This is a genomic window from Cellvibrio sp. (assembly GCF_039207905.1).
In the GTDB taxonomy this organism is placed as follows: Bacteria; Pseudomonadota; Gammaproteobacteria; order Pseudomonadales; family Cellvibrionaceae; genus Cellvibrio.
Window position 1 is genome coordinate 63,080 of record NZ_JBCECX010000003.1, and the last position, 14,178, is coordinate 77,257.

The window sequence follows — 14,178 nt, forward strand, 5'->3', positions numbered from 1 at the left end:
TTCGTTGGACAATGACCAAAAAGAGAATATTATTTGCCGACCGACCAGATGGTCGGCTGGTTTCTCGAATAACCAGTTAAAACGACGAGTTTACACATTGTGACACTTGTTGTTTTTGGTTTTACATATGGCTGTGCAACAATTCTCCGGCTGGAAAATGCCGAAGTTATGGTTGGGATACCGTCGATTTATCGCCCTCCCTCCGCATGTCTCGTACAGTCCTGGTAGTGATTTCTTTATTCTCCTCTCAATGGTTCCTCATCTATGAACAATGCGAAATCAATCGGCGTTGCTGTGGCAAGCCTTATAGGAATTGTGTTGATTGTTGGCGGCATAAAAGGCGGCCAGATTGCCGCCATGGTGAACGCAGGCGAAAACACCCCGCCACCGACTGAAACTGTCAGTACGTTTAAGGCCGAGGTTCAAAAGTGGCCTAACAGTTATACCGCTATGGGTACTGTTGAGGCGTCAGAGGGGATTCGGATCACCGCAGAAGTTGCAGGTAAAGTGAAAGAAATCCGCTTTAAATCTGGTGAACAGGTTGAAAAAGGCACTGTGATTTTGGTGCAGGAGTCGGGTAACGAGCAGGCGCAGTTAAGCGCAGCTGAAGCGCGTTTGCGTTTGGCTAAATCTAATCACGAGCGTTTGGTTGAATTGCGTAAGCGCAATACTGTGTCGCAAAGTGAATTGGATACTGCGATCCAACAAATGGAATCAGCCAGCGGTGACGTAGGCGATTTGAAAGCGACTCTTGATAAGAAGCAGGTGCGCGCTCCGTTTGATGGCCGTCTCGGCATCCGTCAAGTTGACTTGGGTGAAGACCTGCAAGTGGGTGGTGAAATCGTATCCCTGCAAGCGACTAACAGCGTGCGCGTTAACTTCCCGGTACCGCAATTCTGGTTGGTACAAATGAGCCGAGGTCTGCCGGTTGAAGTAAGTGTTGGCGATGGTTCTGACGCGACAATTAGCGGTGAAATTACCGCTATTGGTGCAGAGATCAGTTCAGTAACCCGCAACGCCATCGTGCAATCCTATTTGGATAACGACAAGAGCCAGTTGATTCCTGGTATGGCAGTAGAGACAAAAGTAACCCTGTCTGATCCTCAGGATGTACTTGCTGTGCCGAGCACTGCGGTTATTTATGCCCCATTTGGCGATACCGTTTTTGTTATCGAAGAAGATAAAAAAGCAAAAACATTTAAAGCTCGCCAACAGTTTGTACGTTTGGGTAAAACGCGCGGCGATTTTGTTGAGATTGTTGATGGTTTAAAAGCTGGTCAAGTTGTTGCCAGCGCCGGCGCGTTCAAATTGTTGAATGGTCAGGCGGTAACTATTGGCAAATTGCCAACACCTGAATTCAAACTTGAGCCGACTCCTGCTGATAGTTAACTCGTTATGCCCGCTCTAGTGTGGAGCGGGTGCAATATTCGACGATTTACTCCATAAGCCAAAAAGTCCATGAGTCTAACTTATGAAATTTACTGATATTTTTATCAAGCGGCCGGTGCTATCCATAGTAGTAAGCCTGCTTATTTTAATTTTGGGGATACAAGCGGGCAGCAATCTGACTGTGCGCCAATACCCTCGTAGCGATATCTCCGTCATTATCATTAACACTGTTTATGTCGGTGCTAACGCTGAACTGGTGCGTGGATTTATCACCACCCCGATTGAGCGAGCGATTGCTTCAGCAGGCGGGATTGATTACATCGAATCACAAAGTGCGATGGGGTCATCTACCGTTACTGCGCATTTGCGCTTGAATTACGATCCGCTAAAAGCCATGACCGAAATTTCGGCCAAGGTAAATCAGGTGCGGGGCGATTTACCACCGGAAGCAGAGGTGCCTGCAATTCGTATTGAAGCGGCGGATTCGCAATTTGCTGCGGCCTACATCAGTTTCAGTTCGGAAATTCTTGAGCAAAACCAAATCACCGACTTTTTAACTCGCTCGATTCAGCCGCGTTTAACCGCGGTTGCGGGTGTGCAAAAAGCAGATGTACTCGGCGGTAGAACTTTCGCAATGCGCATTTGGTTAAAGCCTGAGCGCATGGCGGCGTTGAATGTGACTCCTGTGCAAGTGCGCGCTGCCTTGGCAGCAAATAATGTGCAAGCTGCAGTAGGGCAAACGCGTGGTTCTTACACGCAAGTGAACTTGCGTGCGGATACTGATTTAAAGAATGTGAATGATTTTAAACAGTTGGTGATTCGCAATTCAGCCGATGGAATTATTCGGCTGAGTGATATTGCTGACGTTGCGCTAGGGGCGGAAAACTACGATACGGTGGTTAACTACTCCGGCGATACAGCGGTGTTTATGGGCGTATGGGTTGCACCAAACGCGAACGCGCTGGATGTAATGAAGGCTGTCAATAAAGAGATGGAAGCAATTAAAGCCGAATTGCCCACGGGTTTATCCGGAACTGTTGCTTACGACTCGACTGAATATATTGATGCGGCCATTCACGAGGTAATTAAAACCCTCACCGAAACCCTGCTGATTATTGTGATCGTAATCTTCTTGTTTTTGGGTTTCAGTCGTTCGGTGATTATTCCGGTGTTGGCAATTCCGCTTTCACTGGTGGGCGCGTTGTTTATTATGCAGCTGTGTGGGTTCTCGCTTAACTTGCTCACTCTACTATCGATTGTGCTCTGTGTGGGCTTGGTAGTAGATGATGCGATTGTAATGGTGGAAAACATCGAGCGTCATATTCAAGAGGGAATGAAACCATTTCAGGCGGCAATTGTTTCTGCGCGTGAATTAGCCGGTCCAATTTTGGCGATGACAGTGACCTTGGCATCGGTGTATATCCCTATTGGTTTGCAAGGCGGTTTGATTGGTTCGTTATTCCGCGAATTTGCGATTACGCTCGCCGGTGCTGTGACTATCTCGGCGATTGTAGCTATTACTTTGTCGCCGATGTTGGGCTCACGCATGCTCAAGCCGCACACTGGTTTAAAAGCGCCGCTGGAAAAACCGTTCGAGCGTTTCCGCGCTTGGTATGGCGAAAAACTGCAAATCAGTTTAAGCAATCGCATGGGTGTTTACATTTTCTGGATTGGCATCACTGCGCTGTGTTTCCCGCTGTACAACATGTCTCCAAAAGAATTGGCACCGACTGAAGATCAGGGTGTTATTTTCGGGATTGTGGATTCGCAGGCTAACTCAACGGTTGATCAGTCATCGCATTACGGTAAGCAAGTTAACGAAGCCTTTATGGCAGTGCCGGAAACGGACTTTACTTTCCAGCTGACCATGCCAACCGGTGGTTTCTCTGGTTTGGTTACCAAGCCTTGGGCAGATCGTGATCGTGATGTGTTCCAAATGATGCCGGATGTGCAGAAAAAATTGTCCGAAATTTCCGGCGTGAAAATTCTACCGATTACTCCACCAGCATTACCGGGTGGTGGTCAGTTCCCGGTTGAAATTGTGTTGGCATCTACCGCTGATATTAAAGAGATCTACGACTACGCCTTGAAAGTGCAAGAAATTATGGTGAAGTCAGGTTTGTTTTATTTCCAAACTCTGGATGTAAAAGTGGATCAGCCTGATTACAAACTGAGTATTGATCGCGAGAAGGTGGCTGATCTTGGTTTGGATCTGCAAACAGTAACGAACGATGTTGGTACCTTGTTGGGTGGTGGTTACGTTAATCGCTTCAACATGGCAGGGCAGAGTTACAAAGTGATTCCGCAAGTTAAGCGCGCCGAGCGTTTAAACCCTGAGGAGTTGGGCAGCCTGTATGTAACCGGGCCAGATGGCAATTTGATTCGTCTCGATCAAGTGGCCAGCATGAGCCACACGACTGAGCCGCGCACCATCAATCGTATGCAGCAGTTGAATGCGGTAAAAATCAGCGGAGTTCCCGGTGTTCCATTGGGTCAAGCTCTGGCTCATGTTGAAGCTGAAGCGCGTAAGATTTTGCCGAAGAGTTACACCATTGATTACACCGGTGAGTCTCGCCAGCTAATCCGTGAAGGCAATACCTTTTTGCCAGCTTTCTTGATGGCGGTAGTGATGATCTTCCTGGTGTTGGCGGCGCAGTACAACAGCTTCCGCGATCCGCTGGTTATTTTGGCTGGTTCGGTACCTTTGGCGATGTTTGGTGCACTCTTGTTCACCTTCCTCAAAATACCAATGCCGATTCCGTTCTTTACCAATGGTTTTACCAGCACCCTGAATATTTATTCGCAGGTAGGTTTGGTAACGCTGATGGGCTTGATTGCGCGTAACGGGATTTTGGTAGTGGAGTTCGCTAACAAATTGCAAGAGCAGGGCATGGCCAAGCTTGAAGCAATCCGCGAGGCTTCTTCATTGCGTCTGCGTCCGGTGATGATGACCAGTGTGGCGACTATTGCCGGCCATACACCTTTGATCTTTGCCTCTGGTGCAGGTGCTGAAGCACGTAACGCGATTGGTATCGTATTGGTGTTGGGTATGACCATTGGTACATTCTTCACCTTGTTTGTGTTGCCATCGGTTTATATGTTGTTGGCGAAAGATCACCAGCATGATCGCGAAGATCTGGAACAGTTGGCCGAGGCTCACTAACTCGGTTAATGACAAAAAAGGGTGCCAATTGGCACCCTTTTTTGTTAGGGTGCGCCGCATTGATCCACCATGGCATTATGTGCTGTGGTTTATTGTTTAAGAGGATATTCCCGTGTCTGCTATTACCCACGCCGTTATTGAAGCGCAGCTTGCCAAAGTGGTTGAACCTACGTTGGGGCGCGACCTGTTTAGTCTCCAATGTGTTGAATCAATTACCATTCACGGCAGTAAAGTCAGCCTTAAATTGCGCTTGGGTTATCCGGCGAATTCAGTGAGTCTGCCGTTGGCGCAATCAATTAATCAGGCGTTAACTGCATTACCTGGCGTCGATCAAGTATCAGTCGATATTCAGTGGGAAGTGCCCGCCAGTGCGGCGGCAAATTCGCAACAGGCGATTCCGCAGGTCAAAAATATTATTGCGGTTGCATCAGGTAAAGGTGGTGTTGGTAAATCGACAACAGCGGTGAATCTTGCGCTGGCATTAGCGGCAGAGGGTGCGCGTGTTGGTATTCTCGATGCGGATATCTATGGCCCGAGCCAGCCGCAAATGTTGGGAGTAGGGCAGCGTCGCCCCGAAATCGTCGGCCCACAAGGCCAGCAGCAGATGGTGCCGGTCAGTGCCCATGGCATCCAATCAATTTCCATGGGTTATTTAGTGACCGAAGAAACTCCGGTAATGTGGCGCGGCCCTATGGTCAGTGGTGCATTGCAGCAACTATTGATGCAAACCCGTTGGGATAATTTGGATTACCTGATTATTGATATGCCGCCAGGCACTGGTGATATCCAAATTACGCTTGCGCAAAAAGTGCCTGTGACTGGTTCAGTCATAGTGACTACTCCGCAAGACATCGCTCTGCTTGATGCCAAAAAAGGCATTGAGATGTTCCGCAAAGTGAATGTGCCGGTGTTGGGTGTTGTGGAAAATATGGCGATTCATATTTGTACCAACTGCGGCCATGAAGAACATATCTTTGGTGCAGGTGGTGGTGAGCGCATCGCACGCGACTACCAAACTGAGTTGCTGGGTTCATTGCCATTAAATTTATCAATTCGCGAAGATGCTGATAATGGTAAGCCCTCGGTTGCGGCTAATTCTGACTCGGCAGTTAGCCAAAAATACCGTGAGATTGCGCGCAAGCTGGGCGCAAATGTGTGGCTCTATAATCTTGAAAATCAACTGATGCCAGAGATTGAAATCTCTGATGATTAATTGTATTTAATCAATAATTATCTGCCCGGTTCGTTAACGCGTGCCGGGCATTTTTTTATGCAGTCATAAGTATATTTTGAAGAAAAATTTCACAGGGATCTTTATGCGGAACAGTATCAGTTTTGGATTGTGGCTTATCAGCCTGCAATTAATGTTGAGTATTCCAGTCTTTGCCGGTTCTTATACATCTACCGATGGCCAGTGCGATGGTTTTGCAAGGCTGCCAGTGGTGACTCAGGATGGAACCTGTTTGGGATTAGTTGCGTCTCGCAGTACAAAAATTCCGTTCAAGATGCCGCGTACATTGGTGCAAACCCCTGACGATAAATTGTTGGTGGTTGATATGGGCGGCTGGGTTCCCAATAAGGGGCAATTGCTAGCGTTGGATTACCGTAATCCGAATGCACAAGCCGAAATTGTATTGAGCAAGCTGAATTTGCCTCACAAGATTTTGCAGGGGGCGGATGGAAAAATTTATCTGAGTGAAGCTCATCGTATTCAGCGCTTTTCCTGGGTAAATGGGGCGATAGCTGATGTGGAAGTTGTGATCGATAATTTACCTTTCGCGACTGAATATCTGCATCCGTTAAAAAATTTTGCTTTTGATGAGCAATCTAATTTGTTAGTTAATATTGGTAGCTCCTCAGATCGCTGCGATAAAAAATTCCCTCTTGCTGATTGTGTTAATGGCAAAGAAGCCAGCATTCGACGCTATAAACTCGATAAAAAAACCAATAAATACTCGACTGAATTTGAAGTGGTAGCGCGGGGGTTGCGCAACTCCATGGCTTTGGTGGTGCATCCCACCGGAACCATTTTACAGGCTGAAAACAGCATCGACCTTCCCGATGCAGAAGAACCTTATGAAGAGATAAACATTATTGCGAACAATAAATTTTATGGTTGGCCGTTGTGCGTCAATAACAATATCAGCCTGGCAGGAAGTGGTTGCGCGCAAGCTGATTATCAGCAACCTTGGACATTGCTGCCTCCGCATGTCGCCCCACTGGATATGCTTTATTATTCGCACACCAAACTGCCGTCGTTGCACAATAAATTGCTTATGAGTTGGCATGGTTACCGTATTGCGGGCAATCGTCTGGTGAGCTACAACATCGATGCAAATGGACGCCCGGAGTTACAAAAGAACGCTGTTTTTTGGCGAGCACCAGTTACTCCTGAAGGTAAGTATACTCAACACACTTTTGCTCCCAAAGGTGGATGGGGTGTCGAGCAAAAAGATGTAAACAATAAAAAAGTAGCGCAACACAATGAGGTTATTTCGCAGTGGCATGAAATTCCTGGGCTTCGCCCGGAAGGAGCACCGGTCGGTTTAACTCAGGCGCGTGACGGCAGTATTTTTATTGTTGATGATCGCAACGCTGCAATACTCCGCTTATCTGCCGGACCAAGTTATCAAGCGAAGAAAGTGATTGCACCGCAATCCACAGTAAAATCAATTGTTCCTCCCTCTGCGATCAGTGCAATTTTTCAGCGCCATTGCACGCAATGTCACACCGAGCTTGCGCAACAACAAAACACATTGCTAACAGCCGCTAATTGGTTAAATAAACAAAATGGGAAAACACTAATTGCGATAAAAGTATTTGATGATAAAACCCGTCCTATGCCGCCTGAGGGTAATTTAACCGCAGCAGAAAAGAAAACGCTCGCTGATTGGTTGTTAAGCATTTAACAATCGGAATATACCCTGAATGGATTAAAAAACGGAGTTGGCGGCCTTGTTGTGGGCCTGAATAGCGTTACGCGGTAAGCGATGTTCATTCCGCGGGCGGCAACTGTTGGATTTTGCTCCTGCAATTTTTTACAAATCCCCCATCTGCTAAAAATGGCGAATTAGCTGCTAGCTGCTATAACTAATGGCGATATTGGCTAAAAAAGTTGTGGGATTCGGCACTTCCCGAACGGCAACGACTTTTTATGGGAATGCTCATGCGACACCTTATTCATCTTTTGATCTCTTTCGCGTTAGTAGCTGCTACAGCGACTATGGCTGACGCGCCTGCTAAATCTCTGCCTGCGGATGTCCGGGTAATTATCGATATATCTGGCAGCATGAAAAAAACCGATCCCGAAAATTTGCGCAAACCAGCGGTTGATTTGATCGTTCGACTCTTACCTGACGATAGCAAAGCCGGCCTTTGGACCTTTGGTCAATCCGTCAATATGCTGGTACCGCATCGCGTTGTAGACAAACAATGGCGGGAAGAGGGCGCACAAAAAGCGAACACCATCAATTCGATCGCGATGTTCACTAACATCGGAGCTGCGCTGGAAAAAGCGACTGAGGATTATGCAACACCGGCAAAAGATTATCGGCGCAATATTATTTTGCTGACCGACGGTGTGGTTGATATCAGCAAAGAAGCGGTAGTGAACTTGAATGAACGCAAGCGTGTTTTGACTGAGTTACTGCCGCGTTTAAAAGAATCGGATTATCGCATCCACACAATCGCACTTTCAGCGGATGCCGATCAGGAGTTAATGAAAAAGCTTTCGTTGGCGACGGATGGTATTTTTGAGGTAGCCGATACGGCTGATGAATTAATGAGCACATTTTTGCGCATATTCGATCAGGCTGTCCCTGCTGAGCGCGTCCCATTGGATGAGAATGGCTTTCTGGTTGATGCGAGTATTCAGGAGTTCACTGCCTTAATTTTTCGCCGTGCTGATGTTCCCGCTACCATCCTTGTCGCACCTGATGGTAAAGAATTCAGTACCACTGATCCCAAAAACAATGTGAATTGGTATCGCACGGAAAAGTATGACTTGATCACTGTTCAGCAGCCGCAAGCAGGGCAGTGGAAAGTAAAAACCGATATGGCGCCTGGTAGTCGCGTCACTGTGGTCAGTAATTTGCAATTGGCGGTACAGCAGCTGCCAAGCAATATCAAACTGAATCAGCCGCTTGAACTGACCTATTCCTTTCTGGAAAACAACCAGACAATTACCAATAAAGACTTTTTGGGCGTGTTAACCGGCAAAGCACTTATCTCTCAAGCCGATTCACCGGAAGTCACCGAGATTGATTTAACCAGTGCTCCGCCTGCTGATGGTGTTTTTCATAACACACTTAATGGTGTTGAGAAGCAGGGCAGTTACGATCTACATATGGTTATCGATGGAAAAACCTTTAAGCGTGAATTTATCCATCACTTCAATATCACTGATTCAGCCTTCAAGCTTGATAAGCGTGTGGACGAGGCGGAAGGTAAGAAGACGTTTGTATATTCATTGGCTGCTGATGTGGAAGTGGTTGATGTCGGTAATACCAAAGTGACTGCGCTTATTAAAAGCTCCAAGGGCAGCAGTCAGGATCAGCAACTTAATGCCATTGGTAAGGATCACTGGGAATTTTCATTCGCGCCTGCTCAAACCGCTCGTTACGATGTGGTGTTGCAAGTTGAAGGAAAGCAGATTGATGGCAGTCCACTCTCTGAAACTATCAATGCTGATCAATTTTTCTTCCCGGATGAAGCTACTGTTTTGGCGGCTGAGCAGCCTAAAAGCGAGGTTGCTGCGTCCTCATCTGTAGCGGCTGAACCGGTTGCAGAAGAGCCGGCCCCAGAGGCTGAAGAATCCAGTAATTTATTGGTTTACATCAGTATTGGTGTTGGAAACTTGTTGGTACTGATCCTTGGTTACGTTGCCTATCGCTTGATTGCCGGCAAGGGCAATAAGGATGAGATGGACGAGATTGAAAAGACGTTGGCTACCAAACCCGCCGATTTACAAAAAGAGCCGGAAAAAAAGACGACTATTGATGTATCTGATGATGATACGGCTCATATTCCGATGGGGGGGGCACCGGAGCCTGAAGCGGCTCCAGAGGTTTCGATGGCCGATGATTTAATGGCGGATAACCTCTTCCCGCTGGATAATATGGATGAATCTGACAACGATAAAGATAAGTCCTGATATGCCTGTTCCTGATTTACCCGCTGGTCATCCAGCCCCAAGCGAAGAATCCCTCCGATTTCACATTATCGAACCAGCGCGTTTGGCGCTGGTGGATCGGTTTTATCGCGCACAAGGGTACAAAGTAAAATGCGGCGAGACTGAGCGTGTTTATGCTTTCTCAGATGCCAATGGAGACTTTGTTGCTAGTGCACGGCTGGTTCCGCAATCTTCAGGACATTATTGGCTGCGTAACCTGTTAGTTGATAAAAACTCGCGTGGGCAGGGTGTTGCTAGCAAGCTGATCATCAACTTCTTGCCCGATATTTCACCTCAAGGCTGTTATTGTTTTGCCCTTACGCACCTTGAGAGTTTTTATGAGCGACTGGGGTTTACCGCACAGCCGGAGCACTGCCCCGGCGATATCTTAAGCACCTACCACACCTATCGTAACCGCGGTCGCGATTGGATATTGATGGGTTACATCGATAGCTGAACTAATTTTTTTAATTCCCATCATAGACAAAAGCAAATAGCGCCGAGGCTTAACCCTATCTATAGTTTATTTAAATCAATGTGTTTATAAGGAGTCACCATGAACATCGATATCGGAATTTCCAAACAACACCGTGAAGAGATAGCCCAAGGCTTATCGGCTTTGCTGGCTGATACTTACACGCTTTACCTGAAAACCCACAACTTCCATTGGAATGTTACCGGGCCGATGTTTCAGACTTTGCACCTGATGTTTGAAACCCAATACACCGAGTTGGCTTTGGCTGTGGATGTGATTGCCGAGCGTATCCGCTCACTCGGTTTTCCTGCCCCGGGAACTTACAAGCAATATGCTGCACTCAGCTCAATTAAAGAGGAAGAGGGTATTCCTAAGGCTCAGGATATGATCCGTTTATTGGTTGAAGGGCAAGAGGCAGTTGTGCGTACAGCGCGCTCACTTTATCCCGCAGCTGAAGCCTGTGCTGATGAAGCAACAGCAGATTTGTTGACCCAGCGCATCCAGTTGCACGAAAAAACCGCGTGGATGTTACGCAGTTTGTTGGAGTAAGTTCGGCGATAAATTGCCAGCTTGCTTGATTCCCTAAAGCCCGGCTATGCCGGGCTTTTTATTGCCTGAAATTTGAGCGTACGCGTTGATTCTTTTTCTTCGAACCATGTATTTAAATGGAACCATTCAATAGAAAACACGGTGGAATCACTATATTTTAGTATATATATTACTTTTTAAGTGTTTGAAATTAAAAGGTTTAATGTGCATTTGATTGGATACAGATAAATTTCACTAACCTGAACTTCCCATGTTGAACTTAAATCCGTTATTAGGACGCTAGTCCTGCTCGAACTTGCAAATATACGCTTGAATTAGAAGTGGGCTAACTGCTTTTAATTCATCAACAAAGCAAGACCAGTATGGTAACTGGCTAAGGGATGCGGCAATCCCTGCGGAATGCGACCCCACAACAGCGAGTTACGATAACAATAACGGTTCGAGGATAAGTTCATGCAAAACCCAATCAACTTTAAGAAAAAGATTATTGCTAGCGCTATAGCAACCTATGCACTGGCTGGTTTGAGCGGTGTAGCTTTAGCGCAAGATGATAGCGTTGAAGAAGTAATTGTTACCGGTATTAAAGGCAGCTTGCAGCGCGCGATGGATATCAAGCGCGATGCAACTGGTGTGGTTGACGCTATTTCGGCGGAAGACATCGGTAAGATGCCTGACTCTAACCTTGCAGAATCCCTGCAACGTATCCCTGGTGTGTCGATTGACCGTGTAAACGGTGAAGGTAGTAAGGTGACTGTTCGTGGTTTGGGCAGTGGTTACAACCTGGTGACTCTGAACAACCGTCAAATGCCAGCATCTTCATTTGGTACCAGCCGTTCATTCGACTTTGCGAACCTGGCTTCTGAAGGTATCGCCGGCGTTGAAGTTTTCAAAAGTGGTCGTGCTGATGTGCAGTCCGGTGGTATGGGAGCATTGATCAACATTCAGACTCCTCGCCCTCTTAATAGCCCAGGCTTGAAAGCAATTGTGTCAGGAAAGGCAGTTCGCGATGAATCTTCTGTAATTGAAGAAGGCATCACTCCAGAAATTTCTGGTTTGTTCAGCAATACCTTCGCCGATGACAAAATTGGTGTTTCTTTGACTGCTAGTTATCAAGATCGTGACAGCGGCAACCGCCAATCCCAAGTAAGCGGCTGGTTTACTCATGCGGCTGATAAGCCGGTAGGTGACTGGGATGACTTGCCTGGTAGTTATGCAGATGTGCCGGAAGGTAGAAGCCGTTCGCTTCCATCCGAGATTATGTACCGCGTGAATGAAGTAAATCGCAAGCGTACCAACGCTCAGTTGACTGTTCAGTACCAACCGGTAGAAACACTGACTGTGACTGCTGATTACCTCTACGTTAACCAAGAGCGTGAAGAAAACAACTTCGGTACCGGCCTTTGGTTTACCCGTCCTAACGATGGCTCTATGGAAATTGAGTGGAGTGATACCAACCCCGCTTATCCGCTTTCTTACACCGAAGTCGCAACTAAAAAAGAACTTAACTATGTTATTAACCATAACCAGGCTAAATCAGATCTTAAATCAGCCGGTTTGAATGTTAAGTGGGATGCTACCGACAATCTGGTGGTGGAGTTTGATGCACACAACTCAGACTCTTACTCTGGTCCGAACGGTAAGTGGGGTGGTAATAACCAGTTCCACTTCGGCATTATCGATAACTACAAAGTTAATGTTGATTTCACCAAGAAATATCCGCTGATGCATTTTGAGTATGCTGATGGTCGTGATGACGTAATTCCTGATACTTCTCGTCTGCAGCTGACCAACAACATTTTCCGCGTACAGGACCAGGACTCTGCTGTTGATGAGTACCAATTAAAAGGTACTTATACTTTCGACGATAGCTTTATCGACAACATTAAAGCAGGTGCAGGTACTAACGAAATCACCAACAAATATTACTTCCTGGGCCGTCAAGAGCAAAACCAGGGTACTTGGGGTGGTGTACAGGGAGCTAACGGTATAGGTGATATTCCACAGTACTACTGGATTGTTGACAGACTGACCAACTACTTCGACAACAGTGAATTCAATAGCCCTAATTTCCAAAACACGATTGTTCGCGCTAATTGGGATGAGTTGTTGGATGTTAGTGCAAGACTCTATGGCTCTGATACTGGCCCATGTCCAAAGGCTTACTGTACTTTCCGCGACAACACCATGGCGAATGATGGGTTGGACGATGATGTTACAACAGAGACTACTGATTTTGCATACGTACAGTTTGGCTTCAAGCCAGAGATTGTAGGTATGGCTGCTAACCTGGCAGTAGGTGTGCGTTATGAAACTACTGACGTTGAATCATCCCAATATGTAGCGGCTTATCTGCCGTTAGCTCGTTGGAATGGTGGTAACGAATATGCGTTGACAGCGAATGGTAACGAATATGGTTCCTCCACTGGTAGCTATTCAAAAACCTTACCGAACCTCGATTTTGATATTTCCTTGACGGATGATATTAAAGCTCGTGCTTCTATCAGCAAAACTATCGCGCGTGCTGACTTTGCTGATTTGAGAGGTGGTTACAAGTGGAATGCTGCACCGCGCAGCAGTGAGGTTACTGCATCCTCTGGTAACCCAAACCTGAAGCCAATGGAATCAACCAACTTTGATATATCTGCAGAGTGGTACTACGCCGATTCCAGCTATGTGTCCTTGGGTTACTTCAAGAAAGACGTTGCTGACTTCATCGGTGGTTCTGCTCCGCAAGAAGGTTCAACATCTGAGCTACCGGGCGGCATAGCAGAGCCTTTCCGCACTCCTTACATGGGTGAGCGTTGGAAAGCGGCTATGGCAGCTGGTAAGACTACCAATCCAGACATCGCTGCCTACATTCGTGCGAACTACCCTGAGACTGTAGATCCAGTTACTGGCCATATTTGGGCATTGCCGACAGATCCAATTCTGAACTACGAGAGCACTCAACCAATCAATAACAAAGATGCGTCTATCGATGGTATTGAAGTTGCGTGGCAGCATACTTTTGGTGAGTCAGGTTTTGGCTTCCAGGCGAATGCTACCGTAGTGGATTCTGATACCGAGTTTGACAATGCATCCACTGGATCACAGTTTGCTGTTTATGGTTTGAGTGACTCTGCAAACTTTATCGGCTTCTACGATAAAAATGGTCTGCAAGCCCGTCTTGCGTACAACTGGCGTGATGACTTCTTGAATAGCTACGCAGGCTATACTGAAGCCTATGGTCAGTTGGATGCAAGCATAAGCTACGACATCAATGACAACCTGACTGTGTCTATGGAAGCATTGAACCTCACCGACGAGGACACTCGTACTTATGTACGTAACACTGGTATGACCTCTAGCTACACCGAAACCGGTGCTCGTTACAACGTGGGTGTTCGTTACAGCTTCTAATATTATTTAGGTGTTGTAATTGATTGTTGCACT

Annotated in this window: 8 protein-coding genes; all 8 read left to right on the forward strand. The window is 46.8% G+C overall.

The features are described 5' to 3' along the window. Window positions 1-264 precede the first annotated feature (264 nt). The 8 genes from AAGC78_RS02360 to AAGC78_RS02395 all read left to right on the forward strand — a co-directional run bounded on the left by AAGC78_RS02360 (window position 265) and on the right by AAGC78_RS02395 (window position 14,145). Entirely contained in the window at window positions 265-1,389 is a 1,125-nt protein-coding gene (locus AAGC78_RS02360; protein WP_435782425.1) for an efflux RND transporter periplasmic adaptor subunit, read from the forward strand. An 82-nt stretch (window positions 1,390-1,471) separates the two neighbouring features. Continuing rightward, window positions 1,472-4,552, forward strand: coding sequence for an efflux RND transporter permease subunit (locus tag AAGC78_RS02365; RefSeq protein WP_435782426.1), 3,081 nt, complete (start codon window positions 1,472-1,474; stop codon window positions 4,550-4,552). A 112-nt stretch (window positions 4,553-4,664) separates the two neighbouring features. Beyond that, window positions 4,665-5,765: an iron-sulfur cluster carrier protein ApbC gene (apbC, locus tag AAGC78_RS02370; protein ID WP_435782427.1), complete on the forward strand. Its 1,101-nt coding sequence runs from the start codon at window positions 4,665-4,667 to the stop codon at window positions 5,763-5,765. Between the two features lie 103 nt (window positions 5,766-5,868). Next, entirely contained in the window at window positions 5,869-7,461 is a 1,593-nt protein-coding gene (locus AAGC78_RS02375; RefSeq protein WP_435782428.1) for a PQQ-dependent sugar dehydrogenase, read from the forward strand. A gap of 257 nt (window positions 7,462-7,718) precedes the next feature. After that, window positions 7,719-9,704: a vWA domain-containing protein gene (locus AAGC78_RS02380; protein ID WP_435782429.1), complete on the forward strand. Its 1,986-nt coding sequence runs from the start codon at window positions 7,719-7,721 to the stop codon at window positions 9,702-9,704. Next, complete coding sequence (locus AAGC78_RS02385; RefSeq protein ID WP_435782430.1) at window positions 9,673-10,179, forward strand: GNAT family N-acetyltransferase; 507 nt, start codon at window positions 9,673-9,675, stop codon at window positions 10,177-10,179. Before AAGC78_RS02380 ends, AAGC78_RS02385 begins: the two co-directional genes overlap by 32 nt. A gap of 99 nt (window positions 10,180-10,278) precedes the next feature. Continuing rightward, window positions 10,279-10,746, forward strand: a complete 468-nt coding sequence (locus AAGC78_RS02390; RefSeq protein WP_435782431.1) for a Dps family protein — start codon at window positions 10,279-10,281, stop codon at window positions 10,744-10,746. Window positions 10,747-11,199: 453 nt separating this feature from the next. Continuing rightward, window positions 11,200-14,145 (forward strand): TonB-dependent receptor, encoded by a 2,946-nt coding sequence (locus AAGC78_RS02395; protein WP_435782432.1) that lies wholly within the window; start codon window positions 11,200-11,202, stop codon window positions 14,143-14,145. The last annotated feature ends 33 nt before the right edge of the window (window positions 14,146-14,178 follow it).

Bases quoted from the DNA above. Each gene is read 5' to 3' on its own strand.
- AAGC78_RS02360 (WP_435782425.1), top strand. From the start codon at position 265: ATGAACAATGCGAAATCAATCGGCGTTGCTGTGGCAAGCCTTATAGGA.
- AAGC78_RS02365 (WP_435782426.1), top strand. From the start codon at position 1,472: ATGAAATTTACTGATATTTTTATCAAGCGGCCGGTGCTATCCATAGTA.
- AAGC78_RS02375 (WP_435782428.1), top strand. From the start codon at position 5,869: ATGCGGAACAGTATCAGTTTTGGATTGTGGCTTATCAGCCTGCAATTA.
- AAGC78_RS02380 (WP_435782429.1), top strand. From the start codon at position 7,719: ATGCGACACCTTATTCATCTTTTGATCTCTTTCGCGTTAGTAGCTGCT.
- AAGC78_RS02385 (WP_435782430.1), top strand. From the start codon at position 9,673: ATGAATCTGACAACGATAAAGATAAGTCCTGATATGCCTGTTCCTGAT.
- AAGC78_RS02390 (WP_435782431.1), top strand. From the start codon at position 10,279: ATGAACATCGATATCGGAATTTCCAAACAACACCGTGAAGAGATAGCC.
- AAGC78_RS02395 (WP_435782432.1), top strand. From the start codon at position 11,200: ATGCAAAACCCAATCAACTTTAAGAAAAAGATTATTGCTAGCGCTATA.